Origin of the sequence: Collimonas humicola (assembly GCF_018304945.1) — a bacterium.
In the GTDB taxonomy this organism is placed as follows: Bacteria; Pseudomonadota; Gammaproteobacteria; order Burkholderiales; family Burkholderiaceae_D; genus Collimonas; species Collimonas humicola.
The window spans coordinates 1-26314 of record NZ_JAGQEE010000009.1 but is presented as its reverse complement, the minus strand read 5'-3'; the positions used below and the strand labels follow the sequence as shown (position 1 = coordinate 26314).

Here is a 26314-nt window from a genome sequence, read left to right as displayed (position 1 = left end):
CCTTTATTTTTTGCGGACACGCGTAACGGCGCCGGAATCAGTCAAAATGACTGCAACGTCGCTCCTTGCTGGATTTTTCCCATGCAATCACTCTGGATGCTCTTTGCCAGCCTCATGTTTTCCCTCATGGGGGTCTGCGTCAAGCTTGCTTCAGAACACTACTCAACTTCTGAAATCCTGTTCAGCCGCGGTGTGATCGGCATGCTGTTCATCGTCGCCCTGGTCGTCCTCAAGGGCGGCACGCTGAAAACCCCGTTGCCGCGCGAGCACATGCGGCGCGGCGTGATCGGCGTAATTTCCCTGGCCATGTGGTTCTATTCGTTCAGCCTGCTGCCGGTAGCCACCGCCACTACCCTCAACTACACCTCATCGATATGGCTGGCGGCCATCCTGTTCGGCGTGGCATGGTGGCGCAGCAATGCGCGCTTTGAATGGGGCATGGCAGCCACCATCCTGCTCAGCTTCGCCGGCGTCATGCTGCTGTTGCGGCCGTCGTTCGCGCCTGAACAGACCACGGCGGCGCTGATCGCCCTCGGCTCCGGGCTGATTTCCGCCATCGCCTACCTGCAGGTGCGACGCCTGGGCCAGCTGGGCGAGCCGGAATACCGGGTGGTGTTTTATTTTTCCGCCATCAGCGCCCTTGCCGGCCTGGCCGGCTGCCTGGGCTTGCCGGGCGGCGGCATTCCTTTCATGCACAGCCACAATCTGACGGGATTCGGTTTGCTGATTGCGCTCAGCATCACGGCGACCATCGGCCAGATCGCGATGACCCGCGCCTACCGCCTCGGCAATCCGTTGCTTACCGCCAACCTGCAATACACCGGCATCGTCTTTTCCAGCATCCTCGGCATTCTGATCTGGCAAGACCAGCTCGGCTGGCGCGGCTGGCTGGGGACAACGGTCATCCTTATCGGCGGTTTGCTGGCAACGTTTTATAATCAAAGAAAGGCGCGTCCGCTGACAGCGCTGCAGATAGAAAAATCGCTGGCTGACGACACTGCCTGAAATCGTTTCCTGTAGTGTCCTGATCAACTTACCCAGAAGGAATGCCATGTCTCAAGCACATCCCTACACCACGCTGATTTCTGCGGCGAACCTGCAGCAGAATGCGCAAAACCCGGGCTGGGTCATCATCGACTGCCGCCATGACCTGATGGACCCGGCGGCGGGAAGAAGCGCTTACGACGCCGGCCATATCGCCGGGGCACGCTTCGCCAACCTGGATCAAGACCTGTCCGGCGCCAAGCAGGCGGCGGACGGCAGTTTCAAGGGCCGTCATCCGCTGCCGGCGCAGGATGCGCTGATCGCCACATTGCGCCGCTGGGGCATCAGCGACGACACCCAGGTAGTTGCCTACGACGCCCAGGGCGGCATGTATGCCGCGCGCCTGTGGTGGCTGCTGCGCTCGATCGGCCACGCCTCGGTGGCGGTGCTGGATGGCGGCCTGGCGGCCTGGCAGGCGGCTGGACAAGGATTGACGACGGCAGAACCGGCGCCGGCGCCCGGCAGCATCAGCGCCAAGCCGCCGCTGACCGCCAGCGTCAATGCGCATGACATCCTGAGCAACCTGACCAACCTGCGCCGCACCATCGTCGATGCGCGCGCGCCGGATCGCTTCCGCGGCGAAAATGAAACCATCGACCCGGTCGGCGGCCATATTCCCGGCGCCAAGAACCGCTTCTTCAAGGACAACCTGCAAGCCGACGGCCGCTTCAAGCCGGGCCATCAGCTGCACGAAGAGTTCGGCGCGCTGATCAGCGAACCGCAAACCGCTGTCATGCAGTGCGGATCCGGCGTGACCGCCTGCCATAACCTGCTGGCGCTGGAAATCGCCGGCCTGCATGGCGCCGCGCTGTATCCGGGATCGTGGAGCGAATGGTGCGCCGACGCCTCGCGGCCGGTAGCCAGGGGCGCATAAGGAACCCGCCGCCCAGGAATCGAAACGGGGGAGCTGCGCTGCTGCGCACTCCCCCGTTTTTTCTATCCGATCTTTCCTTAGTGCTGATGAGCGTGCCGCGTCAGGAACAAGACAATGGCGACGCCGGCGCCGATCAGCAGGATCTGCGGAATGGTTTCGCGCAAGGTGGCGCGGCGCTGCATCTGCGGCATCAGGTCGCTGACGGCGATATAGATGAATCCGGACGAGGCAAACACCAGCACGTAAGGAATCCATTCCATGCCGCGCTCCAGCGTGAAGTAGCCGAGCAAGCCCCCCAGGACCGCCATCAGGCTGCAGATCAGGTTATACACATAGGCGCGGGTGCGCGAAAAACCGGCATTGAGCAGCACGATGAAATCGCCGATTTCCTGCGGAATCTCATGCACGATGATGGCCAGGCCGGTGATCAGGCCAAGGTGCGGATCGGCCAGGAAGGCGGCGGCAATCAGGATGCCGTCGGTAAAGTTGTGCAAGCCGTCGCCGACCAGGATCATCCAGCCGGCCTTGCCCGCCTCTTTCTTATCATGGCCATGATGATGGCCGTGACCGTCATCCTCGTGATGGTGCGAGTGACGCAGGATGGCAAATTTTTCCAGGACGAAAAAGGCCAGCAAGCCGCCCAGCAGGACGGCGAACAGCGTATGGCTGTCGGCCTGCGATTCGAAAGCTTCCGGCAGCGCGTGCAGCAAGGACGTGGCCAGCATGATGCCGACTGACAGGCTGACCATGCGCTCGACCATCTTGGACAGCAGCGCGAAGGAAAAAATGGCAGCGGCAGTAATGCTGAAAACGCCGGCGATAGTAGTCGCCAGGAGAATTGAAACGAGAGTGGAATTAATTTTTGGCCCCAGCTAACAAACGTTAAATGCAACAATGTTGCAAATTAAAGCACAGCTGCTGCATTTCGGCAAATTTAACTGTCATTTATCCCGTTTGAGGGGTGGGAATTTTGTATCCGGATGGCCGCATCCGGATACAAACGGCAAAGATACATGGCCCGGTTCAGCTCACGCCATGCTCCTTGAACCACGCCAGGGTGCGCTTCCAGCCGTCCTTGGCGTCGGCCTCGACATAGCTGGGACGATAGTCGGCATTGAAGGCGTGGCCGGAATTCGGGTAGACCACGATTTCCGACCTGCTGCCGCCCTTGGCCAGCGCCGCCTTCATCTGCGCCACATGATCCTGCGTAATGCCCTGGTCCTTGGCGCCGTACAAACCCAGCACCGGCACTTTCAGGGTCGGCGCGATATCCACCGGCTGCTTCGGCATCAATTCGTTCTTTTCGCCGACCAGGCTGCCATACCAGGCGGCAGCGGCCTTTACCTTGGGATTATGGGCGGCATACAGCCAGGTGACGCGGCCGCCCCAGCAGAAGCCGGTGATCGCCAGCTTGTCGATATTGCCGTTGTTTTCCTTGGCCCAGGCCACGCAGGCATCGACATCGCCCAGCACCTGGTCGTCCGGCACTTTGGAAATCACGTTCTTGTACAGCTCTGGAATGGTGGCGAAGGCAGCCGGGTCGCCCTGGCGCTTGAACAGATCCGGCGCGATCGCCAGGTAGCCCAGCTTGGCGAAGCGGCGCGCGATGTCGGCGATGTGCTCATGCACGCCGAAAATTTCCGAGATCACCAGCACCACCGGCAGATTGGTCTTGCCCTCAGGCTGAGCGCGGTAAATCGGCACGCTCAAGCCGTTGATCTGGATTTCCAGGGCGCCGGCGGTGAGGCCGGCGGCATCGGTCTTGATCACGGTCTGCGCGCATACCGGCAGCACTGCCGCGGCGAAACCGGTGCCCAGCGTGGTCTTCAAAAAAGTACGGCGGTCGACATTGTCGGACAAACTGGTTTTTGCCACCAGGCTATCGAAATCCTCTTTCAAATTCGCCATCAAGACTCTCCTTTATCGTTAACCATCTGCCATCGCGCATCAGTTCATCAATGCGCCTCGTCCCAGTTGTTGCCGACGCCGACTTCGGCAATCAGCGGCACCTTCAGTTCAGCCACTCCAGCCATCAGCTGCGGCAGCTTTTCCCGCACCAGGGCCAGCTCGTCCTGCGGCACTTCCAGCACCAGTTCATCGTGCACCTGCATGACCATCTTGGATTTTAACTGTTCTGTTTCAATCCAGTTTTGCACAGCGATCATCGACAGCTTGATCAGGTCGGCAGCCGTGCCTTGCATAGGCGCATTGATCGCCGCCCGCTCGGCGCCCTGGCGGCGCTGGCCGTTGGGTGAATTGATTTCCGGCAGCCACAAACGGCGTCCGAACACCGTCTCGACGTAGCCTTGCGACTTGGCCTGCACCCGGGTCATGTCCATGAACTGCTTGACGCCGGCGAAGCGCATGAAATATTTTTCGATATACATTTGCGCCGCGGCGCGCTCGATGCCGAGGTTGCCGGCCAGGCCGAATGCGCTCATGCCGTAGATCAGGCCGAAGTTGATGACCTTGGCGTAGCGGCGCTGCTCGCTGGTGACTTCCGCCGCGGCGGCGCCGAAGATTTCAGCGGCGGTGGCGCGGTGGATGTCGACGCCTTCGGCAAACGCGCGCAGCATGTTTTCATCGCCCGAGATGTGGGCCATGATGCGCAATTCGATTTGCGAATAGTCGGCCGAGACGATCACGCTGCCGGCCGGCGCCACGAATGCTTCGCGGATACGGCGGCCTTCGGCGGTGCGGATCGGGATGTTCTGCAGGTTCGGATCGTTCGACGCCAGGCGGCCGGTGACCGCCACCGCCTGCGCATAATTGGTGTGTACGCGGCCGGTGTCCGCATTGACCATCTTCGGCAGCTTGTCAGTGTAGGTGGATTTCAGCTTGGACAGGCTGCGGTAGTCGAGCAGCACCTTCGGCAAGGGATAGTCTTCCGCCAGCTTCTGCAGCACTTCTTCGTCGGTGGAAGGCGAGCCGGACGGGGTCTTCTTGACCACCGGCAGCTTGAGTTTTTCAAACAGGATCTCGCCCAGCTGCTTGGGCGAACTCAGGTTGAACGGCTGGCCGGCCAGGTCATAGGCTTGCTGCTCGATTTCCAGCATGCGCTTGCCCAGCTCGTTCGATTGCGTCGCCAGCAGGCTGGCGTCGATCAGCACGCCGTTGCGTTCGATCTTTTGCAGCACCACCGAGGTCGGCACTTCGATTTTTTCGTAGATGAAACGCAGCTTGGCGTCGTCGACGATATGCGGCCACATGGTCAGGTGCAGCTGCAAGGTGATGTCGGCATCTTCCGCCGCATATTCGGTGGCGCGGCCGATCTCGACTTCATCGAAGCCGATCTGCGATGCGCCCTTGCCGCACACTTCCTGGAAGGTGATGGTCTGATGGTTCAGATGGCGCAGCGCCAGGCTGTCCATGTCATGGCTGCGGTGCGATTCGAACACATACGACTCCAGCAAGGTGTCGTGGACAATGCCGCGCAGGTCCACGCCCTGGTTGGCGAAAATGTGGCTATCGTATTTGAGGTTCTGGCCGACCTTCGGCTTGCTGTCGTCTTCCAGCCACGGCTTCATCTTTTGCAGCACCAGTTCGCGCGGCAGCTGCGCCGGCGCGTCCTGGTAGCGATGGGCTACCGGAATATAAGCCGCCGTGCCGACTTCGCAGCACAGCGAGATGCCCACCAGCTGCGCGGTCATCGGCTCCAGCGAGGTGGTTTCGGTATCGACCGCGGTCAGGACCGCCTTGTCGATACGCTGCAACCAGGCATCGAGCTGGGCTTCCGTCAGCACGGTTTCATAGTGCCGCTCGACGGCGTCGAACAGGCTGCTTTGCGCCGGAGCCTCCGCCGCCGGGCCTGCGCCGGCAACAGCCGCGGTCGCGCCGTCAGGGGAAGCCGCGGCGGAACCGGCAGCAGCGGCAGGCGCGCTCAATTCGCGCAGCCAGGTCTTGAAGTTGTAGCGCGTGAACAGTTCGATCAGCGTGTCCTTGTCCTGCTCCGGCGCAATCAGCGATTCCGGGATCGACACCATATGCGCGCTGAGGTCGCAATCGGTCTTCACCGTCACCAGCTCCTTGGCCTTCGGCAGCCAGTCCAGCACCTGCCGCAGGTTCTCGCCGACCGCGCCGCCGATGCTGGCGGCGTTGGCGATCACGTTGTCGACCGTGTCGTACTGCGCCAGCCATTTGACCGCGGTTTTAGGGCCGACCTTGGAGACGCCGGGGATGTTGTCGACGGTGTCGCCGATCAGGGTCAGGTAGTCGACGATGCGCTCCGGCGGCACGCCGAATTTGGCGATCACGCCGGCGCGGTCGAGGGTCTCGTTGTTCATGGTGTTGATCAGCGTGACGTCGTCGTTGACCAGCTGCGCCAGGTCCTTGTCGCCGGTCGAGACCACTGCCTGCATGCCGTGCTGCACCGCCTGCACGGTCAGCGTGCCGATCACGTCGTCGGCCTCCACGCCCTCCACCATCAGGATCGGCCAGCCCATGGCGCGCACGGCGGCGTGAATAGGCGTAATCTGTTTAACCAGGTCCTCCGGCATGGAGGCGCGGGTGGCCTTGTAGTCGGCGTACATATCGTCGCGGAAAGTTTTACCTTTTGCATCGAACACACAGGCAAGGTAAGCTGCGGGGTAATCAATGCGTAAACGACGCAGCATATTGATGATGCCGTACAAGGCGCCGGTCGGCTCATTGGCGGCGTTGCGCATATCGGGCAAGGCATGGAAGGCGCGATACAGATAACTCGAACCATCAACTAACAGCAGGGTTTTTTGCATATGGAATTGAACGGAAAAAATGTGCCGCGTTTGCGGCAAGTGACGGATATCGAACGCGCAACATCGAAAAAGGCGCGCGAATCGTGGCATATGTTCACGATTATGGCAGAATTTATCGAGTCGACCGAACGCCTTTCCGAGTTGCATCCAGCGGTATCGATCTTCGGCTCGGCGCGGATCAAGGAAGACAATCCGTATTATCCCCTTTGCAAGGACATTGCACGGCGCTTTTCCGATGAAGGTTTTGCCGTGATTTCAGGCGGCGGACCGGGCTTGATGGAAGCCGCCAACAAGGGCGCTTTCGAAGGCAAGTCGCCTTCGGTCGGCCTGAACATTGAATTGCCGCATGAACAAAGCGGTAACAAATGGCAGGATATTTCCCTCAGCTTCCGCCATTTCTTTGCCCGCAAGGTCGCTTTCGTGCGCTATGCCGACGCTTACATCGTGCTGCCGGGCGGTTTCGGCACCATGGACGAGCTGACCGAGGTCCTGACCCTGATCCAGACCGGCAAATGCCGCCATATCCCGATCATCCTGGTCGGCAGCAAATTCTGGAGCGGTTTACTGGACTGGTTCCGCACCCAGCTGGTGGGCGACGGCATGATTGCCGCCAAGGACATGGACCTGATCCAGGTGCTGGACGATCCAGCCGAGATTCTTGCCGCCGTGGTGGAATTCTACGAGACCGGCGAAACCGTCATGGCCGAGTCCGACCGCCATACCGGCGTTTTGCTGTAAACACCGCGCTTGCCGGCCCCTTATCGCCTATGGGGGCTCGGAGCCTGTCAGACTTAAGGGGATCGGCTGCAAAAATAGCTGAGCGGTCCCTCCGGACCGGGTCATATTTCACCGGCTTCTTGGTCAATAGCTCGCTATTGACCAAGAAGCCGGCAAAATCTGTCCTCGCTCAGCTTTTTTTTCGCTTCACCCCCCTTAAGTCCAACAGGCTCCGAGCGGTTTGTTACAATGCAGGCATAGTCTTGTCCCACTCAAGGTAGCCAAATTCACATGAATAAATCCAAAGTCTGGCCATTGCTGGCAATTTGTCTTGCCTCTCTCGCAACACCCTTGTTGGCAAGCGCCCAGCAAGCGACGCCGCCCGCCAAGACCACTGCCCCGCCGCCGCCGGAGCTGCAAAAACTGGAAGAAGGCGAAGCGCCGCCTGTCACCATCCGCAAACCGGGTGAAGATAACGGCAACATCACGCAAACGCGCAAGCAGGGCCGGGTTGATGAAGTCAAGGTCACGAGCGGCGGCAGTACCTACTACGTGAAGACGCCATCGCAGGCCGGTACTTTGGGGCCGACCGATGCGCCGCCGCGTGGCGCGCAATGGCAGGTCAAGGAGTTCGACCTGGGCCAGAAAGCCCGCAAGCCGGGTGAAGCAGTGCAGTCCGACAGCGATGCAGGATTGCCGCCACCGGCGCTGCCCGCGACCAAGAACTAGTCCGGCACTCCCTTAAGCAGCCATGCGGCCAATGCGCGGAACCGCCGTGTATTAGCCGCATATTTATTCCGACGAACATTGTCTTCCCCGGTTTTTTCTCATGGCAGTATTTACCCCCGTCACGCTAGACGATCTCACCCAGTGGATCCCCCCGTTTTCCTTAGGCAAGGCACTCGCCATCAGGGGTATTTCATCCGGTATCGAAAACAGTAACTTCTTCATCGACACCGAGCGCGGCGAATATGTGCTGACGATCTTCGAGAATCTCAGTTTTGAACAGCTGCCGTTTTACCTGGAACTGATGCGCCACCTGGCGCGCCGCGGAGTGCTGGTGCCGGCGCCGATCGCCAATCAGCAGGACCAGATCATCAATCCGCTGCACGGCAAGCCGGCGGCGATCGTCACCAAGCTGGAAGGCGCTTGCCAGATGGCCCCGGCGCCAGTCCATTGCGCAGCGGTAGGCGCGATGCTGGCGAAAATGCATCTGGCGGCGCAAGACTTTCCAATCCGGCAACCGAATCTGCGCGGCCTGCCATGGTGGCGCGAAACCGCGCCGGTGGTGCTGCCCTACCTGCCGCCGGACGGACAACAGCTGCTGCGCGACGAAATGGCGTTCCAGGAGGCGTTTGCCGCCTCGGAAACCTATCGCCAGCTGCCCAACGGCCCGGTGCATGCCGACCTGTTCCGCAACAATGTGATGTTCAACGGCGACCAGCTGAGCGGATTTTTCGACTTCTACTTTGCCGGCTGCGACACCTGGCTGTTCGACCTGGCCGTCACCGTCAACGACTGGTGCATCGACCTGGCGACCGGACAGCTTGACATTGCCAGAGTACGCGCCATGCTGGATGCATACCATGCAGTGCGGCCCTTCAGCGCGGCGGAGCAAGCTGCCTGGCAGCCGATGCTGCGCGCCGGCGCCTTGCGCTTCTGGCTGTCGCGGCTGTATGACTTTTACTTGCCGCGTGCTGCGGAAATGCTCACGCCGCACGATCCCGGCCACTTCGAGCGGATCCTGCGGCAGCGCGTCGCCCACCCGGCACCGAACCTGTACTGATTAAATAAATAATGGAAAAACTGCCTGCCAAAACCGGATGGATATGGATCAAGGAGGGGTTTGCGCTGTTCCGCAAGCAGCCGGCCGAGCTCTCCACCTTATTCCTGGCCTATATGTTCTTGATGCTGGCGTTGAACCTGCTCCAGATCCCGGTGCTGGGCCAAATATTGCCGGTAGTCCTGGTGCCGGTGTTCGCCATGGCTTTCATGCAGGCTTGCGTGAATATCGAGCAAGGCAAGCGCGTCTACCCTAACCTGCTGCTGGTCGGCTTCCGCTCGCCGGCCCTGAAGAACCTGCTGTTACTGGGCGTGCTTTACGTGATAGCGGCGATCATCGCCATCGCCGCATCGAGCTTGGTGGATGGCGGCCTGTTCTGGCAAGCTGTCACCGGCCAGGGCACGCTCGAGCCGAAGGAAATACAAGATTCCAACATATCGCTGGCGATGATGTTTGCCGCAGCCGTCTACATTCCGGCGGCGATGGCGTTCTGGTATGCAGCGCCGTTGATCATGTGGCAAAGAATGGGGGTGATGAAAGCTATTTTCTACAGCTTCTTTGCGGTTTCGCGGGAAATGAAGGCATTCGCCGCATATGGGCTGGCATGGGCCGCCATCGGCGTGGTGCTGCCTGCCATCGTTAGCGTACTGATTGCGGCAGTGGTTGGCAATCAATCGGTGACAATCATGATCCTGTTACCGCTATCGATAGTGCTGACGGTAGTGATGTACTGCTCTTTCTACCCGACCTATACCCATGTCTTCGGCAAACCGGTAGAAGATTTGCCGCCTCAGGACGCTGAAGTCAAAGAGTAAGCAGCGGGCGGGCAAGCAGCCCGCCCGATTTTCCCTAGGCCACCTTCTCCAGCTTCGCCACGCTCAAATCCAGCAGTTTCATGCCATGCTTGCCGAAGTTGATGTGGGCGCGCGCATTGCCGCCGCTGCCTTCGATATTGACGATCACGCCTTCGCCAAACTTCAGGTGAGCGACGTTCTCGCCGATGCGCCAGCCGATATCGCGCCGGCCGAAATTCTTCGAGATATTGTTGGCAGCTTTCTCGGGCGCTTCATCCCAGGCTGACTTGGTATTGGCGAACCAGCTGTGCTGCTGCACCTTTGGCGACAGCCACTTCAGCGCGTCTTCCGGCAACTCGTCAAAGAAGCGCGAACGCATGTTGTAGCGGGTCTGGCCGTGCAGCATGCGGGTCTGCGAAAAGCTCATGTACAGGCGCTTCTTGGCGCGCGTGATAGCGACATACATCAAGCGCCGCTCTTCTTCCACGCCGGCATCTTCCTTCTGCGAATTCTCGTGCGGGAACAAACCCTCCTCCAGGCCGGTGATGAACACCGCATCGAACTCCAGGCCCTTGGCCGAGTGCACCGTCATCAGCTGCAAGGCTTCCTCGCCGGCCTGGGCCTGGTTGTTGCCGGCCTCCAGCGACGCGTGCGAGAGGAAGGCCGACAAGGGCGACATCACCGCGGCCAGCGGCGCATCGGCATCGAATACCTCGATGCCGTCGGCGGTCGTGATGGACGCACCCGATACCGCTTGCGCCTTGGGGCCGAGCAAGGCCGGCGCATCGATGCCGAATCCTTCTTCCGAGACAAACAAGGTCGCGGCGTTCACCAGCTGCTCCAGATTCTCGATGCGGTCGGCGCCTTCTTTTTCATTCTGGTAATGCTGCATCAGGCCGCTCAGGTCGAGCACTACCTGCACCATTTCCGGCAACGGCAGGTGCTGGGTTTCAAAGCGTCCGCCTTCGATCAGCTTGAGGAAGGAACCGAGCGTGGCGCCGGCCTTGCCGGCCACATACGGCACAGCCGCGTACAAGGAAATGCCATATTGTTTCGCCGCATCCTGCAACTGTTCCAGCGAGCGCGCGCCGATGCCGCGCGCCGGGAAATTCACCACGCGCAGGAAAGCCGAATCGTTGTGCGGATTATCCATCAGCTGCAGGTAGGCGATCGCGTGCTTGACTTCGGCCCGTTCGAAATAGCGCTGGCCGCCGTACACCCGATACGGGATGCCGGACGCCACCAAGGCATGTTCGATCACGCGCGACTGCGCATTCGAGCGGTACAGCACGGCGATTTCGCTGCGGCTGGCGCCGTCGTTGATCAGGCTCTTGGTTTCTTCGATGATCCACTGCGCTTCCTGCAGGTCGCTGGTGGCTTCGTAGATGCGCACCGGCTCGCCATGGCCGGCATCGGTGCGCAGGTTCTTGCCGAGACGCTTGCTGTTGTTGGCGATCAGGGTGTTGGCGCTGTCCAGGATGTGGCCGTGCGAACGGTAATTCTGCTCCAGCTTGATCAGGTTCTCGACCCGGAATTCGTGTTCGAAGGCGGTCATGTTGCCGACATTGGCGCCGCGGAAAGCATAGATGCTCTGGTCGTCGTCGCCCACCGCGAATACCGCGCCGCGCTGGCCGGCCATCAGCTTCAGCCATTTGTACTGCAAGTCGTTGGTATCCTGGAACTCGTCGACCAGGATGTGCTGGAAACGCGACTGGTAATGCTCGCGCAGCGGCTGGTTGCGGCTCAGCAGTTCATAGGTGCGCAGCAGCAGCTCGGCAAAATCGACCACGCCTTCGCGCTGGCATTGCTGGTCGTACAAGTCGTATAGCTCGACGAACTTGCGGTTGTAATCGTCATTGGCTTCGACTTCATTGGCGCGCAAACCCTGGTCCTTGGCGCCGTTGATGAAGTACATCAGGTTGCGCGGCGGATATTTCTCATCGTCGACATTCATCGCCTTCAGCAGGCGCTTGATGGCCGACAGCTGGTCTTGCGAATCCAGGATCTGGAAGGTCTGCGGCAGGGCGGCGTCGCGGTAATGCGCGCGCAGCAGGCGGTTGCACAGGCCATGGAAAGTCCCTATCCACATGCCGCGCGTATTGATCGGCAGCATCGCCGACAGGCGCGTCATCATTTCCTTCGAGGCTTTATTGGTGAAGGTCACCGCCAGCACGCCGGACGGCGATACCTGGCCGGTCTGGATCAGCCAGGCGATGCGGGTGGTCAGCACCCGCGTCTTGCCGGAACCGGCGCCGGCCAGGATGAGTGCGGACTGCGCAGGCAAGGTGACCGCCGCGAGCTGTTCTGGATTGAGGTTATGAAGAAGATTTTGCATCCCGACATTATAAGCTGCGGGCGCGGCTGCCTGAGGATCGCTCGCGATATCGGCTGAAACTTAGGCCGGATTGCCCGTGCCAGCAGCATCCGGGCTGGAAGGGTAAAATACCGCATTGCATCATCAGCAACGCCTCTGTACCCATCTCACCCCAACCAAGTCCCATCATGTCAGAAGAAGTCCGTCTCGGCCGCGCCAGCCTGCCGCTGTCCGAGAGCGCAGTAACATTCCACATTGTCTCCACAGCTTTCTTTACATTTATTTGCTACCTGGCAATAGGCATTCCGCTGGCGGTGCTGCCCGGCTATGTCCACGTCGATCTCGGTTACAGCTCGGTGCTGGCGGGCCTGGCGATCAGCATGCAGTACCTGGCTACCTTGCTGAGCCGGCCGCTGGCAGGCCGCATGGCCGACTCGGTCGGCCCCAAGACCGCGGTCCTGCGCGGCCTGATCGGCTGCAGCATCAGCGGCGCGTTCCTGCTGATCGCGGCGTTCTTCACCCATCTGCCGGCGCTGAGCCTGGCGATACTGCTGACCGGCCGCCTCGTGCTGGGCTGCGGCGAGAGCATGGTCGGCACCGGCGCCATTACCTGGGGCATAGGACGGGTCGGCGCACAGCACACGGCCCGCATGATTTCCTGGAATGGTATCGCTACCTACGGCGCGCTGGCCATCGGCGCACCGCTCGGCGTGCTGATCTCTCACGCCTGGGGCCTGGCGGCAGTGGGCGCCACGGTGACAGTGCTGTCGGTCGCCGGCTTCCTGCTGGCGCGCCTGAAAACGGCGACGGCGGTAGTGCGCGGCGAGCATTTGCCGTTCGGACGCGTATTGCGCAAGGTTTTCCCGCACGGCATGGGGCTGGCCCTCGGTTCGATTGGCTTCGGTTCCATCGCTACCTTCATCACCTTGTTCTATGCCAGCCATCAATGGCCCAACGCGGCTTTTGCGCTGACCTTGTTCGGCACCTTCTTCGTCGGCGCGCGGCTGCTGTTTGCCCATACCATCTCGCGCTTCGGCGGCTTTCGCGTGTCGATCGTCTGCTTCTCGATAGAAGCGATCGGACTGCTGCTGCTGTGGCAAGCCGGTTCGCCATTTTTTGCACTGGCCGGCGCGGCCCTGACCGGCTTCGGCTTCGCCCTGATATTTCCTGCGCTCGGCGTCGAAGCGGTGAACCTGGTGCCGGCCAACAATCGCGGCAGCGCGCTCGGCGCCTACTCGGTGTTCCTGGACCTGGCGCTGGGCGTCACCGGACCGCTGGCAGGCTTGATCGTGAGTAAATTCGGCTATCCCGACGTGTTCCTGTTTGCCGCCGTAGCGTCGCTCGCAGCGGTCACGCTGACCGTCGGCATGTATCGCCGCTTACAGGCCGCCGCCAGCTAAGGCCCCGTTAGGGAATGAGACTGCCGCGCCGGAAAATCCTCGGATTTCTTGGCCGGCGTCGAATTGACATAAAATCGTGGCGCAAGTTTCTCGTTCAACTGTCATCGTCAGAAGGAGCCGCACCATGGTAAAGAAGAACGTCGCAGTCATCGATATCGGCATCAGCGACAAGGATCGCAAGAAGATCGCCGACGGCCTCAGCAAACTGCTGGCCGACACCTACACCCTGTACCTGAAGACCCATAATTTCCACTGGAACGTGACCGGGCCGATGTTCAATACGCTGCACCTGATGTTCGAGGCCCAGTACAACGAACTGTGGCTGGCGGTGGACCAGATCGCGGAACGGATACGCGCCCTCGGCTATCCGGCGCCGGCCACCTACAAGGCGTTCGCCAAGCTGACCTCGATTTCGGAAGAAGAAGGCGTGCCGAATGCGGCCGCCATGATCCAGCAGCTGGTGCAAGGACAAGAGTCCGTGACGCGCACGGCCCGGTCGATCTTCCCGGTGGTAGACGCCGCGGCCGACGAACCGACCGCGGACTTGCTGACGCAACGCATGCAACTGCATGAAAAGAATGCCTGGATGCTGCGCAGCCTGTTGGAAACCTGAAACGGCTTATCGGCGGTTGAACAAGGCCGCGAAACTGCGCGCCGCGGCGACCGGATCTGCAGCCAGATAAACGCTGCTGATGGCCGCCACCATGTCGGCCCCGGCAGCGATCAGCGGTACCGCGTTCTCTTGCGTCATGCCGCCGATCACCACATTCGGCAAGGCGATTTCCGCATTCGAGCGGGTGATGATGTCGACCGGCGTGGTCACCGGATATTTCTTTACGCGCGAGGGATAAAAGCCGCCGAAGGCGACGTAGCTGGCGCCGGCGCGCTGCGCTGCGTGCGCCAGTTGCAGATCGCCGTAGCAGGAAGCGCCGACGATCTTGTCCGCGCCAACCCGCGCCCGCACTTCCGCCACGCTGGCGTCGGTGCCGCCGACGTGGATGCCGTCGGCATCCAGCGCCAGGCACAGCTCGACATAGTCGTTGACGATGAAAGGACGCTGGTAGCGCCGGCACAGCACCAGCAGGGCTTCTGCCTGCTCCTGGCGCAATGCGGCATCGGCGGTCTTGTGGCGGTACTGCAGCAAGGCAGCGCCGCCTTGCAAGGCTTGCTCGCTGACTTCCAGCAACCTTGCGGTGTCATCCCAGTCGGGCGTGACGATGTACAAACCTTTCATGGCTTCATCCTTTTATCTGTTCAGAAACGGCAGCGTACGACTCGGTATGCGCTGGCCGGCGGCGATGGAATACGATGCTGCCAGGGTCCGCTGGCAATAGGTTTGCGCGGCAGCGATCGCCGCTTCCATCCCGAGTCCTTGCGCCAGCAGCGCTGAGAGCGCCGCCGCCAGGGTGCAGCCGCTGCCGTGGAATTCGCCAGGCAGGCGCGGCCAGCGCCAGCTGCGCGATTGATCCCGGCTGGTCCAGCGGTTCAAGACCTGGTCCTGCTCCGGACCGTGGCCGCCTTTCAGCAATACGTTCCGGCAGCCGCGTTCCAGCAGCAGACGCGCCTGTTGCTCAGGATCGGTTTCGCTGCCGCACAAGCGGTCGGCCTCAAGCCGGTTCGGCGTGATGACCGTGGCCAATTCAAACAAGGGCGCAACGGCGGCGATCGGATCCTCGCTGGCCAGGCTGTCGCCATGGCCATTCGCCAGCACCGGATCGAACACCACCGGCAAGTCCGGCTGCCGATCACGCAGCAGGCGGATGATGGCGGCAATCGCTTCCGCATTGGCGCGATTGCCGACAATGCCCAGCTTGACCGCGGAAATATCGATGCGCTCGACCAGCGCCTGCGCCTGCTGCCGCACCAGTTCCGCCGCGACAGGATAAACGCCGAAGACGCGCTCATTGTCCTGCACCGTCAGCACCGTGACGACCGACAGCGGATGGGCGCCAAGCGCAGCGATCGCGGTAATGTCCGCTTGCATGCCGGCGCCGCCGCTCGGATCCGAGCCGGAAAACACCAGCACGCAAGGCGGCGCCACAGCGCCGCTGCCCATGTCGCCAGCGACAGTCACTTGACTCGTCCGGCCATTGGTGAAGACGGCGAGGCGGCGAAGCGCTTCGGAATCCTGCCTGCCAGGAAGGCTTCGCGTCCGGCTTCGATCGCCAGCCGCATGGCGCGCGCCATACGGATCGGATCCTGGGCGCCGGCAATCGCGGTATTCATCAGCACGCCGTCGCAGCCCAGTTCCATCGCAATCGCTGCATCCGATGCAGTGCCGACGCCGGCATCGACCAGCACCGGCACCTTGGCTTGCTCGATGATCAGCGACAGATTCCAGGGGTTCAGGATGCCCATGCCGGAACCGATCAGCGACGCCAGCGGCATCACCGCGACACAGCCGATCTCTTCCAGGATGCGGGCCTGGATCGGATCGTCGCTACAATACACCATGACGTCGAAACCATCCTTGACCAGCGCTTCCGCCGCTTTCAGCGTTTCCGGCATGTTCGGAAACAGCGTGCGCTCGTCGCCCAGCACTTCCAGCTTGGCCAGCTTGTGACCGTTCAGCAGTTCACGCCCGAGCTGCAGCGTATAAACCGCGTCAGCCGCCGTATAGCAACCCGCTGTATTGGGCAATATCGTGTAGCGCGACGGCGGCACAACATCCAGTAAATTCGGCGCGTTGGGATCCTGTCCGATATTGACGCGGCGGATCGCCACCGTGATGATTTCCGCGCCGCTGGCTTCGGTGGCGGCGCGGGTCTGTTCCAGGTCGCGGTACTTGCCGCTGCCGACCAGCAGCCGCGAGCTGTAGGTCTTGCCGGCAATAGTCAGGCCGGTGTCTGCTTGTCCCGTTTCGAGGGAAGAATTCAGATTCATGACAAATCCTTTAAAAGATTTCCTATGATTTCAAGTGCGCGTCCAAATGGCTTTGTGCCGCCTCCAGAAACCGTAGCCTCAGCTGCGCTGACAGGTCAAGGTCTGGGCGAGAAGCGCAGCCGTACGAAAGTACGGTGATCTTCGCAGTCCAGAGATTGAGTCGCGCAGCAGGTTTATGGAGGTGGATTACCCTCCGCCGATAGCGCGTACGACGTCAACCTTGTCTTCAGGCTGCAAGATGCGCTGCGGCCACAGGCGGGCCGGCACCACCTGCCGGTTGACCGCCACCGCCACCGCCTTGCCGGCCAGCTCCAGCGCCACGATCAGCTGCTGCAGGCTCTCGCCCTCAGTCAGCGGATGCGGCGCACCGTTGAGTACGATTTCCATCACAGCCTCACTGCTTGCTATAGATTTCCGCGCCGTTCTTGACGAACTCGATGGCTTTCACTTCCATCCCCTGCTTGAGCGCGGCGATCTCGGAAATGCCCTGCGCGGCAGCGTATTCGCGCACTTCCTGGGTGATCTTCATCGAGCAGAAATGCGGGCCGCACATCGAGCAGAAATGCGCCACCTTGGCCGAATCCTTGGGCAAGGTTTCGTCATGGAATTCACGCGCCTTGTCCGGATCGAGACCGATGTTGAACTGGTCTTCCCAGCGGAATTCAAAGCGCGCTTTCGACAATGCATTGTCGCGGATCTGCGCACCCGGATGCCCCTTGGCCAGATCGGCTGCGTGCGCCGCGATCTTGTAGGTGATGATGCCGTCCTTGACATCGACCTTGTTCGGCAAGCCCAGATGCTCCTTTGGCGTGACGTAGCACAGCATGGCCGTGCCGTACCAGCCGATGGTAGCGGCGCCGATGCCGGAAGTAATGTGGTCGTAGCCCGGCGCGATGTCGGTGGTCAGCGGTCCGAGCGTGTAGAACGGCGCTTCGTGGCACTGTTCCAGCTGCAGGTCCATGTTTTCCTTGATCAGGTGCATGGGCACGTGGCCCGGACCTTCGATCATCACTTGCACATCGTGCTTCCAGGCGATCTGGGTCAGTTCGCCCAGGGTCTTCAGTTCGCCCAGCTGCGCTTCGTCGTTGGCGTCATAGATCGAACCCGGACGCAAGCCGTCGCCGAGGCTGAAGCTGACGTCGTAGGCTTTCATGATTTCGCAGATGTCTTCGAAGTGGTCATACAGGAACGATTCACGGTGATGCGCCAGGCACCATTTGGCCATGATGGAACCGCCGCGGCTGACGATGCCGGTCAGGCGCTTGGCGGTCATCGGCACGTATTGCAGGCGCACGCCGGCGTGGATGGTGAAATAGTCGACGCCCTGCTCGGCTTGCTCAATCAAGGTATCGCGGAAGATTTCCCAGGTCAGGTCTTCGGCCTTGCCGTTGACCTTTTCCAGTGCCTGGTAGATCGGCACGGTGCCGATCGGCACCGGCGAATTGCGGATGATCCATTCGCGCGTTTCGTGGATGTGCTTGCCGGTCGACAGGTCCATGACGTTGTCGCCGCCCCAGCGGATCGCCCAGGTCATCTTTTCGACTTCTTCGCCGATCGACGAGGTCACCGCGGAATTGCCGATATTGGCGTTGATCTTGACCAGGAAATTGCGGCCGATGATCATCGGTTCGATTTCCGGGTGGTTGATGTTGGCGGGAATGATGGCGCGGCCGCGGGCGATTTCATCGCGCACGAATTCCGGCGTGATCTCCGCCGGCAGCGAGGCGCCGAACGACTGCCCCGGATGCTGGCGTCCCATCAGGTCGGCCAGCTTGTTGCCCATCGGACCGGAGGCTTTCAGCTCTTCCAGGTATTCCTTGCGGCGCATGTTTTCGCGGATCGCGACGAATTCCATTTCCGGCGTGACGATGCCTTGGCGCGCATAATGCATCTGCGAGACGTTCTTGCCGGCCTTGGCGCGGCGCGGCTTGCGGTGCAGGTTGAAGCGCAGTTCCGCCAGCTTCGGATCGTTCAGGCGTTCGATGCCGTATTCCGAGCTAGGGCCCGGCAATTCTTCGGTGTCGTCGCGTTCCATGATCCATGGCAGCCGCGGAGTCGCCAGGCCGGAGCGGATATCGATCTTGACGTCAGGATCGCTGTACGGTCCCGAGGTGTCATAGACGTAGATCGGCGGATTCTTTTCTGCGCCGAATGAAGCCGGCGTATCGGACTGGCTGATCTGGCGCATCGGCACGCGAATGTCGGGACGCGAGCCGGTGATATAGATCTTGCGCGAATTCGGCAGAGGATGGATGGCAGCTTCATCCACCGTAGCAGTGGCGGACAGGAATTTTGGGTTGGCGTTCATATTGGCTCCTTTGCTTGTATTTCATGGCTTGGAGCCAGCAAAGGAGTTTTCGAGCCTGACGGTGGGATCACAGCAAAAAGCGGTAAATCGGCCGACAACATTCTCGACAGCTTCCCTTCGCTGGCATTACCCAGATCAGGTTCGAGGGTATTTCTCACCCGATTGCATTGATATTTCAGCAATCAGGACCCCTAGCGTTGTGCCGCCCCGGCGTTTGATTCCAAGGACAGCGGAAAGGATTTTACACCCGCAAGCGGCTCGCGGTATATCGAAAATCCAGGTTTCCCTATCCCGGATCAAGTATAGGGACCGGCTTCCGTGGCAAATCCGTCCACACAATTGTCTCTACGTCAAAAAACCATGCCTCCCGGCCGTCAATGTTAGGAGCCATCCGGCTGCGTACTTTATAATCATCGTTTTAGATCGCTTTAGCAAAGAACCCCAATAAATCATGGAATTAGCCAAGTCTTTCGACCCTGCCGAGATTGAACAATTCTGGCGTACGGAATGGGAAAAGCGCGGGTACTACACCGCCACCACCGACGCCGACAAGCCATCCTTCAGTATTCAGTTGCCGCCGCCCAACGTGACCGGCACGCTACACATGGGGCACGCCTTCAACCAGACCATCATGGATGGCCTGACCCGTTATCATCGGATGCGCGGCTATAACACGGCATGGATTCCCGGCACCGATCACGCCGGCATCGCCACGCAAATCGTGGTCGAACGACAACTCGATGCGCAGAAGGTATCGCGCCACGACCTCGGCCGCGAGAAATTCGTCGAAAAGGTCTGGGAATGGAAGGAAAAATCCGGCTCCACCATTACCGGCCAGATGCGCCGCATGGGCGCTTCCACCGACTGGAGCCGCGAATACTTCACGATGGACGACAAGCTGTCCGGCACCGTGGTGGAAGTGTTTGTGCGCCTGTTCGAGCAAGGCCTGATCTATCGCGGCAAACGCCTGGTCAACTGGGATCCGGTGCTGGGCACCGCCATTTCGGAACTGGAAGTGGCGCAGGAAGAAGAAGACGGTTCGATGTGGCACATCCGTTATCCGTTCGCCGACGGCAGCGGCCATCTGACGGTTGCCACCACGCGTCCGGAAACCATGCTGGGCGACGTTGCCGTGGCGGTCGATCCGACTGACGAGCGTTATATCCACCTGGTCGGCAAGATGCTCAAGCTGCCGCTGACCGACCGCGAAATTCCGGTCATCGCCGACAGCTATGTCGACAAGGAATTCGGCACTGGTTGCGTAAAAATCACGCCGGCGCACGACTTCAACGACTATGCGGTGGGACAGCGGCACCAGCTGCCGCAAATCTCCATCCTGTCGCTGGATGCCAAGATCAATGAAAACGCGCCAGTCCAATACCAGGGCATGGATCGCTTCGTGGCGCGCAAACAGATGGTTGCCGACCTGGATGCCCAAGGTTTGCTGGAATCGGTCAAGCCGCACAAGCTGATGGTGCCGCGCGGCGATCGCACCGGCGTGGTGATCGAACCGATGCTGACCGACCAGTGGTTCGTGGCGATGAGCAAGCCGGCGCCGGAAGGCACGCACTTCCCGGGCAAATCGATTACCGAAGTGGCGCTGGAAAAAGTCGCCAACGGCGAAATCCAGATGATTCCGGAGAACTGGAACAACACTTACAACCAGTGGCTCAACAATATTCAGGACTGGTGCATTTCGCGCCAGCTGTGGTGGGGCCATCAGATCCCGGCCTGGTATGCCGACGACGGCAAGATCTATGTCGCCCGCAATGAAGCGGAAGCGCAGGCCAAGGCCGCCGCTGCCGGTTATACCGGCGCGCTGAGGCGCGACGACGACGTGCTCGATACCTGGTTCTCATCGGCGCTGGTGCCGTTCTCGACCCTGGGCTGGCCGGAGGAAACGCCGGACTACAAGATGTTCCTGCCGTCGTCGGTGCTGGTCACGGGTTTCGACATCATTTTCTTCTGGGTGGCGCGGATGGTGATCATGACCACCCACTTCACCGGCAAGGTGCCGTTCAAGACCGTCTATGTGCACGGCCTCGTGCGCGACGGCAACGGCCAGAAAATGTCCAAGTCCAAGGGCAATACGCTCGACCCTATCGACCTGATCGACGGCATCGCGCTCGAAGACCTGGTCGCCAAGCGTACCGTCGGCCTGATGAATCCCAAGCAGGCGGACAGCATCGCCAAGGCGACCCGCAAGGAATTCGCAGACGGCATTCCAGCCTTCGGCACCGATGCGCTGCGCTTCACCTTCGCTTCGCTGGCGACGCTCGGCCGCAACATCAACTTCGATCTCGGCCGCTGCGACGGCTACCGCAACTTCTGCAACAAGCTATGGAACGCCACCCGCTTCGTGCTGATGAATACCGAGGGCAAGGACTGCGGTTTCGAAGGCCATACGCCAGGCGTGTGCGACAAGGAAAACCTGCAATTCTCGCAAGCCGACCGCTGGATCGTTTCGCTCCTGCAGCGCACCGAAGCCGAAGTCGCCAAAGGTTTTGCCGACTACCGTTTCGACAATATCGCTTCGGCCATCTATAAATTCGTCTGGGATGAATACTGCGACTGGTACCTGGAAGTGGCCAAGGTGCAGATCCAGCAAGGCAACGAAGCACAGCAGCGCGCTACCCGCCGCACCTTGCTGCGCGTGCTGGAAGTAGTGCTGCGCCTGGCGCATCCGATCATCCCGTTCGTCACCGAGGCATTGTGGCAAAGCGTGGCGCCGCTGACCGGCAAGACGCTGGATCCGGCCGGCGATTCCATCATGCGCCAGCCTTATCCGGAAGCGAACCTGGAAAAAATCGATGAAAGCGCGGAAGCCTGGATGACCCAGCTGAAGTCGCTGACCGACGCATGCCGCAACCTGCGCGGCGAAATGCAATTGTCTCCTGCGCTGCGAGTGCCGCTGATCATTGCAGGCTCCGCTGAACAGCAGGCAACCTTGCTGTCGTTTGCACCGTATCTGCAGGCGCTGGCAAAATTATCAGAAGTGCAAGTAGTAGAGACTCTACCCGAATCGCCCGCGCCGGTCTCGATAGTCGGCGATGCTAAGCTGCTGCTCAAAGTAGAAATTGATGTTGCAGCTGAACGGGAACGTTTGGGTAAGGAAATCACTCGTATCGAGGGTGAGATGGCGAAAGCCGAGACTCAGCTGGGCAATGAAAGCTTTGTGGCAAGAGCACCGGCACAGGTGGTTGCACAGATGCGGGAACGCTTGGTAAATTTTTCGGGGACCCTCGAAAAATTGCGCGAACAGTTTGCAAAATTAAAAGTATCTTGATTTCTTAAAAATAGGATGACGCCGGCTGGCGCTACTGCGGCCGGCGCCGCAGACAACAGATACCAGGAGACGATGCATGAACAAACTTTTGATGCGCCTTGTAATGACTGCAATCGCCGGCAGCGCCTTGCTGGCCGGAGGCGCCTTTGCCCAGGGCGCCAGTTCGGCGGTGGGCCTGTGGAAGAACATCGATGACCACACCGGCAAGCCAAAGGCACTGATACGCATCACCGAATCCAACGGCGTCCTCAGCGGGAAGATCGAAAAACTGCTGCGCGATCCAGACCAGGACCAGAATCCGAAGTGCGTCAAATGCGAAGGCGAGCTGAAGGATCAACCTATCCTCGGGATGACCATCATCACCGGCATGCAAAAGGATGGCGGCGAATACAACGGCGGCAAGATTCTCGATCCGGACAACGGCAAGGTCTACAAGAGCAAGATGACGCTGCAGGACAATGGCGCGAAACTGGACGTACGCGGCTATATCGGCGTGCCGATGCTGGGCCGTACGCAAACCTGGCTGCGTCAGGAATAAGTTCTGTTCGCATCATTTTGCGTCCCGCGACGCTGAAAAAAATGCCGTTCCAGCTTTACGCTGAACGGCATTTTTTATTTGCTGGCGTTGACGGATATTGACAGGTCGACAGGCTGATAGCGCTGCCAATGCAAATATCCAGACGGCGTCGCCTACACGAACGACACCGTCAGTCCCGGCAAGGCGATGCCGGAAAACGCCGTGACCCAGGTCTGGCCCGCCTGTACCGGATAAGCATCGGTCCAGGTGCCGGTGGTGATGATCTCGCCGGCATGCAAAGGCGTGAATTCAGGATGGGCGTTAAGCACCTGGTGCAGATGCCACAAGGCGTGCACCGGGCTGTCCAGCACATCGCTGCCGAACCCGGCGCCGCACAGGGTGACCGAATCCTCCGTACAGCAAGAAAGCGAAACGCTGGCGTTGGCCAGCATGCTGGCCAGGTTGCGCCGGGTCGCGCTCGACAATACATGCGGTTCGCCGACGATCAGAGTGCCATGCAGGCCGAATGCCGCAATGGCATCGACCGCTTCAAACTTCCAGTCAGGGAATGGGCAGACGACGATTTCGAAGGCGTGCGCCATCCACTCGATGCAATCGGCAATTTCTTCCAGGCTGGCGTCGGGCGCCGGCGTCCTGCCGAGGCTGAAAACCACTTCCGGCTCAATGCGCGGCTGCACCGCCCCTTCCAGGCTCTGGATGCCGCGATTGTCTTCAGCGTAGCGCACCGTGGTGTCGAATATATGCGCCCAGATCGGTGCGCTGATCGATTCGGCAATGCCGTATTTCTGCCAGATATTGCGGTTGCAGAATCCGAGCTTGCGTCCGACCGGATTGGAACCCTGGCCGATGCTGGCATCGAGGATCCGCTTGCCGATCTCATAGCCATCCATCACTGACAGGGCGTCGGCTTGGGACAACAGGGGCACCAGTTTGGCTTGCGCTCGCGCGTCCAAAAGCTGATGGGCATAACGGTTAGCTTTGGTAGACATAAGCATGGTTGACTTGCACACTATTAGTGAAGACTATCGTATTGTCTGTGACGTTTAATTTTTACACAAGCAGCGAAATATTGGCATTTCGACACCTGCATCGCGGGACGGCACGATGCCCGCGCATATGCGGCTATCAGCCGCGATTAGCAGCGATCATCGAATTTGCGATTTCTGCAAAAACTGATCAAGCTGTGATGCGAACAAATGGCGGTCGCCTTGACTGAAGGTCGTCGGACCGCCGGTTTCGACGCCGCTGCCGCGTAACTCCTCCATGAAATTACGCATCGTCAGGTGCTGCTGGATGTTGTCCTTGGTGTAAAACTCGCCCCGTGGATTCAGCGCTTTGCCGCCTTTTGCCAGGACATCGGCGGCCAGCGGAATATCCGCAGTGATGACCAGGTCTCCGGCCTGCAATAATCGAACAATTTCATTGTCGGCGACATCAAAGCCGGCAGGCACCTGCACGGCCTTGATGAAGCGCGAAGGCGGCACGCGCAATAATTTGTTGGCCACCAGCGTCACTGTAATCTGCAGGCGCTCAGCTGCCCGATACAGGATTTCCTTGATAACGTTCGGACAAGCATCGCCGTCAACCCAGATCTGCATGGCGGCGGGCGCCGGCGTTGCTCCATCGGTGACTGAGGAGACGTTAATTTTGCCCCCACAGCTCGCCGTTCGGCCCGGTTCTCGGCGCGCTGACGCCAAAATGCGCATAAGCCGCGGGTGTCGCAATGCGGCCGCGCGGCGTCCGTTGCAGATAACCCTGCTGGATCAGATACGGTTCCAGCACGTCTTCAATCGTGTCGCGTTCCTCGCCTATCGCCGCCGCCAGGTTGTCCAGGCCGACCGGGCCGCCGCCGAATTTGAACAGCACTGCCTCCAGCAGTTTCCTGTCCATGACATCGAAACCGACGGGATCGACATCCAGCATCACCAGTGCGGCGTCGGCCATCGCCTTGGTGATTTCACCGTTGCCTTTGACTTCCGCGTAATCGCGCACGCGGCGCAGCAGGCGGTTGGCGATGCGCGGCGTACCGCGGCTGCGCTTGGCGATCTCGAAAGCGCCGTCATCCATGATGGGCGCGCCCAGCAGAGAGGCGCTGCGGGTAACGATCTTGCCCAGTTGCTGCGGCGTATAGAATTCGAGACGGGCGACGATCCCGAAACGGTCGCGCAAGGGATTGGTCAGCATCCCGGCCCGCGTGGTCGCGCCTACCAGGGTGAAAGGCTGCAGGTCGAGGCGTACCGAGCGTGCGGCGGGACCTTCGCCGATCATGATATCTATCTGATAATCTTCCAGCGCCGGATACAGGATTTCTTCCACCACCGGCGACAAGCGATGAATCTCATCGATGAACAAGACGTCATTGGCTTCCAGGTTGGTCAGCAGCGCCGCCAGGTCGCCGGCGCGCTCCAGCACCGGACCGGAAGTCTGGCGCAGATTGACGCCCATTTCACGCGCGATGATGTGCGCCAGCGTAGTCTTGCCCAGACCCGGAGGACCAAACAACAAAGTGTGATCGAGCGCCTCGCGCCTTTGGCGCGCGGCGGTGATGAATATCTGCAGCTGATCGCGTATTTTTTCCTGGCCGACGTACTCGTCCAGCTGCTTCGGCCGCAAGGCGCGTTCGATCGCCTCTTCGTTCGGCGATGCCGGCGTGGCGGAAATGATGCGCTGTTCGGTGAAATCGTCGGTTTGGATACTCATGTTCGGATTGTAGCCAGTGTGCGGCGATTAAATATATAAAAAAACCACGCTACGCCAATAAAAGACAAATCATCCTGCATTGTGCCGCCCCCCTACAGCTTGGAGAGCGCTTTCAGTGCCAGTTTGATACCTTCCGACACGGTCGCATCAGGCGGCAGCTGCTTGAGCGCCAGCATGGCTTCCTTGTCCGAATAGCCGAGCGCGATCAGGGCATTAAGAATATCGCCGCTGGCATCGCTGCCATGAGGGCTGCCAACCGGCCCCAGATCCGCGCCCAGCTTGCCTTTCAACTCCAGCAGCAGGCGTTCCGCGGTTTTCTTGCCGATACCTGGCACTTTGGTCAGCCGTCCGGCTTCCTGCAAGGTGACGGCCTGGGCAAGATCCTGCACTGACATGCCGGACAAGATCGAAAGCGCTGTACGGGCACCGACGCCGCTGATCTTGATCAACTGCTTGAAGACATTCCGTTCTTCGGCTGTGCCAAAACCGTACAGCACGTGAGCATCTTCGCGTATTGCCAAATGCGTCAGCAAAGCGATTTTTTCGCCGAGTCCCGGCAGATTGTAGAAAGTGCTCATCGGCACCCCGACCTCGTAACCGACGCCGTTGCAGTCGATCAGCAGTTGGGGTGGATTTTTCTCGAGCAGAATGCCTGAAAGACGACCTATCATCGCAGTATGGCCTTAATGTGAATCAATGAATCATACAGGACAACTGGTTAAAAACACAGTAGTTTTCTTGCGGGAATGCCGAAATTGCAGAAGATGAGGGGAAGCACAGGATTTTTGCGCAAAGCAAAAACCCTCTAAGCGCTAAGCTTAGAGGGTTTTTTAATAAAAGCCTGACGATGACCTACTTTCACACTGGTTGCAGCACTATCATCGGCGCAAAGTCGTTTCACGGTCCTGTTCGGGATGGGAAGGGGTGGTACCAACTCGCT

At 60.1% G+C, this 26314-nt stretch carries 23 protein-coding genes, 1 rRNA gene and 1 riboswitch; of the genes, 10 read left to right on the top strand and 14 right to left on the bottom strand.

Annotation, left to right across the window (positions count from 1 at the left end; translation table 11 throughout):
* Nucleotides 1-81 precede the first annotated feature (81 nt).
* Together KHU30_RS22160 and KHU30_RS22155 are read left to right on the top strand one after the other, a co-directional pair.
* Complete coding sequence (locus tag KHU30_RS22160; RefSeq protein WP_211444782.1) at nt 82-1005, top strand: DMT family transporter; 924 nt, start codon at nt 82-84, stop codon at nt 1003-1005.
* A gap of 46 nt (nt 1006-1051) precedes the next feature.
* On the top strand, nt 1052-1918 hold the full coding sequence (locus KHU30_RS22155; protein ID WP_211444781.1) for a sulfurtransferase: 867 nt from the start codon (nt 1052-1054) through the stop codon (nt 1916-1918).
* Between the two features lie 77 nt (nt 1919-1995).
* Here the strand turns inward: KHU30_RS22155 and KHU30_RS22150 are convergent, their stop codons facing one another.
* The 3 genes from KHU30_RS22150 to polA form a co-directional block, all read right to left on the bottom strand.
* Nucleotides 1996-2790: a ZIP family metal transporter gene (locus KHU30_RS22150; protein ID WP_211444889.1), complete on the bottom strand. Its 795-nt coding sequence runs from the start codon at nt 2788-2790 to the stop codon at nt 1996-1998.
* A 151-nt stretch (nt 2791-2941) separates the two neighbouring features.
* Nucleotides 2942-3826, bottom strand: coding sequence for a dienelactone hydrolase family protein (locus tag KHU30_RS22145; RefSeq protein WP_211444780.1), 885 nt, complete (start codon nt 3824-3826; stop codon nt 2942-2944).
* 47 nt (nt 3827-3873) lie between these two features.
* Nucleotides 3874-6651: a DNA polymerase I gene (gene polA / locus KHU30_RS22140; RefSeq protein WP_211444779.1), complete on the bottom strand. Its 2778-nt coding sequence runs from the start codon at nt 6649-6651 to the stop codon at nt 3874-3876.
* Between polA and KHU30_RS22135 the strand changes: the two genes are divergently transcribed.
* The 4 genes from KHU30_RS22135 (at nt 6652) to KHU30_RS22120 (ending at nt 9966) form a co-directional block, all read left to right on the top strand.
* A complete protein-coding gene (locus KHU30_RS22135) occupies nt 6652-7389 on the top strand; it encodes an LOG family protein (RefSeq protein ID WP_211444778.1) in 738 nt (245 codons plus the stop codon).
* 270 nt (nt 7390-7659) lie between these two features.
* A complete protein-coding gene (locus KHU30_RS22130) occupies nt 7660-8097 on the top strand; it encodes a hypothetical protein (protein ID WP_211444777.1) in 438 nt (145 codons plus the stop codon).
* 100 nt (nt 8098-8197) lie between these two features.
* Complete coding sequence (locus KHU30_RS22125; protein WP_211444776.1) at nt 8198-9154, top strand: homoserine kinase; 957 nt, start codon at nt 8198-8200, stop codon at nt 9152-9154.
* Nucleotides 9155-9165: 11 nt separating this feature from the next.
* The gene (locus KHU30_RS22120; RefSeq protein WP_211444775.1) at nt 9166-9966 is read left to right on the top strand and encodes a BPSS1780 family membrane protein; all 801 of its coding nucleotides are present in this window, start codon (nt 9166-9168) and stop codon (nt 9964-9966) included.
* 34 nt (nt 9967-10000) lie between these two features.
* Here KHU30_RS22120 and KHU30_RS22115 read toward each other — a convergent pair whose 3' ends face one another.
* Nucleotides 10001-12280, bottom strand: coding sequence for a UvrD-helicase domain-containing protein (locus KHU30_RS22115; RefSeq protein ID WP_211444774.1), 2280 nt, complete (start codon nt 12278-12280; stop codon nt 10001-10003).
* Nucleotides 12281-12447: 167 nt separating this feature from the next.
* Between KHU30_RS22115 and KHU30_RS22110 the strand changes: the two genes are divergently transcribed.
* Both KHU30_RS22110 and KHU30_RS22105 read left to right on the top strand, forming a co-directional pair.
* Nucleotides 12448-13659, top strand: coding sequence for an MFS transporter (locus tag KHU30_RS22110; RefSeq protein WP_211444773.1), 1212 nt, complete (start codon nt 12448-12450; stop codon nt 13657-13659).
* 124 nt (nt 13660-13783) lie between these two features.
* Nucleotides 13784-14272 carry a Dps family protein gene (locus tag KHU30_RS22105; RefSeq protein WP_211444772.1) on the top strand — a complete coding sequence of 163 codons (489 nt, stop codon included), beginning with the start codon at nt 13784-13786 and terminating at the stop codon, nt 14270-14272.
* 6 nt (nt 14273-14278) lie between these two features.
* Here the strand turns inward: KHU30_RS22105 and thiE are convergent, their stop codons facing one another.
* The 5 genes from thiE to thiC all read right to left on the bottom strand — a co-directional run bounded on the left by thiE (nt 14279) and on the right by thiC (nt 18850).
* Nucleotides 14279-14893, bottom strand: a complete 615-nt coding sequence (gene thiE / locus KHU30_RS22100; protein ID WP_211444771.1) for a thiamine phosphate synthase — start codon at nt 14891-14893, stop codon at nt 14279-14281.
* A gap of 12 nt (nt 14894-14905) precedes the next feature.
* Complete coding sequence (gene thiD / locus KHU30_RS22095) at nt 14906-15715, bottom strand: bifunctional hydroxymethylpyrimidine kinase/phosphomethylpyrimidine kinase (RefSeq protein WP_211444888.1); 810 nt, start codon at nt 15713-15715, stop codon at nt 14906-14908.
* Between the two features lie 14 nt (nt 15716-15729).
* Entirely contained in the window at nt 15730-16542 is an 813-nt protein-coding gene (locus KHU30_RS22090) for a thiazole synthase (protein ID WP_211444770.1), read from the bottom strand.
* Between the two features lie 186 nt (nt 16543-16728).
* Complete coding sequence (gene thiS, locus KHU30_RS22085) at nt 16729-16929, bottom strand: sulfur carrier protein ThiS (protein ID WP_211444769.1); 201 nt, start codon at nt 16927-16929, stop codon at nt 16729-16731.
* A 7-nt stretch (nt 16930-16936) separates the two neighbouring features.
* Nucleotides 16937-18850 carry a phosphomethylpyrimidine synthase ThiC gene (thiC, locus tag KHU30_RS22080; protein ID WP_211444768.1) on the bottom strand — a complete coding sequence of 638 codons (1914 nt, stop codon included), beginning with the start codon at nt 18848-18850 and terminating at the stop codon, nt 16937-16939.
* Nucleotides 18851-18945: 95 nt separating this feature from the next.
* A riboswitch (TPP riboswitch) is annotated at nt 18946-19053 on the bottom strand.
* 248 nt (nt 19054-19301) lie between these two features.
* On the opposite strand from thiC, the gene KHU30_RS22075 reads away from it, so the two are divergent.
* Both KHU30_RS22075 and KHU30_RS22070 read left to right on the top strand, forming a co-directional pair.
* Entirely contained in the window at nt 19302-22136 is a 2835-nt protein-coding gene (locus tag KHU30_RS22075) for a valine--tRNA ligase (protein WP_211444767.1), read from the top strand.
* Nucleotides 22137-22239: 103 nt separating this feature from the next.
* A complete protein-coding gene (locus KHU30_RS22070; protein WP_230427538.1) occupies nt 22240-22674 on the top strand; it encodes a DUF2147 domain-containing protein in 435 nt (144 codons plus the stop codon).
* Between the two features lie 152 nt (nt 22675-22826).
* Here the strand turns inward: KHU30_RS22070 and KHU30_RS22065 are convergent, their stop codons facing one another.
* From KHU30_RS22065 to rrf, 5 genes are all read right to left on the bottom strand, one after another.
* Nucleotides 22827-23669, bottom strand: coding sequence for a 2-keto-4-pentenoate hydratase (locus KHU30_RS22065; protein ID WP_211444765.1), 843 nt, complete (start codon nt 23667-23669; stop codon nt 22827-22829).
* Nucleotides 23670-23819: 150 nt separating this feature from the next.
* Complete coding sequence (locus KHU30_RS22060) at nt 23820-24272, bottom strand: YaiI/YqxD family protein (RefSeq protein WP_211444887.1); 453 nt, start codon at nt 24270-24272, stop codon at nt 23820-23822.
* Between the two features lie 43 nt (nt 24273-24315).
* Nucleotides 24316-25374: a Holliday junction branch migration DNA helicase RuvB gene (gene ruvB / locus KHU30_RS22055; RefSeq protein WP_211444764.1), complete on the bottom strand. Its 1059-nt coding sequence runs from the start codon at nt 25372-25374 to the stop codon at nt 24316-24318.
* Between the two features lie 92 nt (nt 25375-25466).
* The gene (ruvA, locus tag KHU30_RS22050) at nt 25467-26045 is read right to left on the bottom strand and encodes a Holliday junction branch migration protein RuvA (protein ID WP_211444763.1); all 579 of its coding nucleotides are present in this window, start codon (nt 26043-26045) and stop codon (nt 25467-25469) included.
* 168 nt (nt 26046-26213) lie between these two features.
* Nucleotides 26214-26314: ribosomal RNA gene (gene rrf, locus KHU30_RS22045) — 5S ribosomal RNA — on the bottom strand; the annotation flags it as partial.

What these genes read in the sequence shown, in the direction of transcription:
- KHU30_RS22160 (WP_211444782.1), top strand. Translation starts at nt 82, where the DNA reads ATGCAATCACTCTGGATGCTCTTTGCCAGCCTCATGTTTTCCCTCATG.
- KHU30_RS22155 (WP_211444781.1), top strand. Translation starts at nt 1,052, where the DNA reads ATGTCTCAAGCACATCCCTACACCACGCTGATTTCTGCGGCGAACCTG.
- KHU30_RS22145 (WP_211444780.1), bottom strand. Translation starts at nt 3,826, where the DNA reads ATGGCGAATTTGAAAGAGGATTTCGATAGCCTGGTGGCAAAAACCAGT.
- polA (WP_211444779.1), bottom strand. Translation starts at nt 6,651, where the DNA reads ATGCAAAAAACCCTGCTGTTAGTTGATGGTTCGAGTTATCTGTATCGC.
- KHU30_RS22135 (WP_211444778.1), top strand. Translation starts at nt 6,652, where the DNA reads ATGGAATTGAACGGAAAAAATGTGCCGCGTTTGCGGCAAGTGACGGAT.
- KHU30_RS22130 (WP_211444777.1), top strand. Translation starts at nt 7,660, where the DNA reads ATGAATAAATCCAAAGTCTGGCCATTGCTGGCAATTTGTCTTGCCTCT.
- KHU30_RS22125 (WP_211444776.1), top strand. Translation starts at nt 8,198, where the DNA reads ATGGCAGTATTTACCCCCGTCACGCTAGACGATCTCACCCAGTGGATC.
- KHU30_RS22120 (WP_211444775.1), top strand. Translation starts at nt 9,166, where the DNA reads ATGGAAAAACTGCCTGCCAAAACCGGATGGATATGGATCAAGGAGGGG.
- KHU30_RS22115 (WP_211444774.1), bottom strand. Translation starts at nt 12,280, where the DNA reads ATGCAAAATCTTCTTCATAACCTCAATCCAGAACAGCTCGCGGCGGTC.
- KHU30_RS22110 (WP_211444773.1), top strand. Translation starts at nt 12,448, where the DNA reads ATGTCAGAAGAAGTCCGTCTCGGCCGCGCCAGCCTGCCGCTGTCCGAG.
- KHU30_RS22105 (WP_211444772.1), top strand. Translation starts at nt 13,784, where the DNA reads ATGGTAAAGAAGAACGTCGCAGTCATCGATATCGGCATCAGCGACAAG.
- thiE (WP_211444771.1), bottom strand. Translation starts at nt 14,893, where the DNA reads ATGAAAGGTTTGTACATCGTCACGCCCGACTGGGATGACACCGCAAGG.
- thiD (WP_211444888.1), bottom strand. Translation starts at nt 15,715, where the DNA reads ATGGGCAGCGGCGCTGTGGCGCCGCCTTGCGTGCTGGTGTTTTCCGGC.
- KHU30_RS22090 (WP_211444770.1), bottom strand. Translation starts at nt 16,542, where the DNA reads ATGAATCTGAATTCTTCCCTCGAAACGGGACAAGCAGACACCGGCCTG.
- thiS (WP_211444769.1), bottom strand. Translation starts at nt 16,929, where the DNA reads ATGGAAATCGTACTCAACGGTGCGCCGCATCCGCTGACTGAGGGCGAG.
- thiC (WP_211444768.1), bottom strand. Translation starts at nt 18,850, where the DNA reads ATGAACGCCAACCCAAAATTCCTGTCCGCCACTGCTACGGTGGATGAA.
- KHU30_RS22075 (WP_211444767.1), top strand. Translation starts at nt 19,302, where the DNA reads ATGGAATTAGCCAAGTCTTTCGACCCTGCCGAGATTGAACAATTCTGG.
- KHU30_RS22070 (WP_230427538.1), top strand. Translation starts at nt 22,240, where the DNA reads ATGACTGCAATCGCCGGCAGCGCCTTGCTGGCCGGAGGCGCCTTTGCC.
- KHU30_RS22065 (WP_211444765.1), bottom strand. Translation starts at nt 23,669, where the DNA reads ATGCTTATGTCTACCAAAGCTAACCGTTATGCCCATCAGCTTTTGGAC.
- KHU30_RS22060 (WP_211444887.1), bottom strand. Translation starts at nt 24,272, where the DNA reads ATGCAGATCTGGGTTGACGGCGATGCTTGTCCGAACGTTATCAAGGAA.
- ruvB (WP_211444764.1), bottom strand. Translation starts at nt 25,374, where the DNA reads ATGAGTATCCAAACCGACGATTTCACCGAACAGCGCATCATTTCCGCC.
- ruvA (WP_211444763.1), bottom strand. Translation starts at nt 26,045, where the DNA reads ATGATAGGTCGTCTTTCAGGCATTCTGCTCGAGAAAAATCCACCCCAA.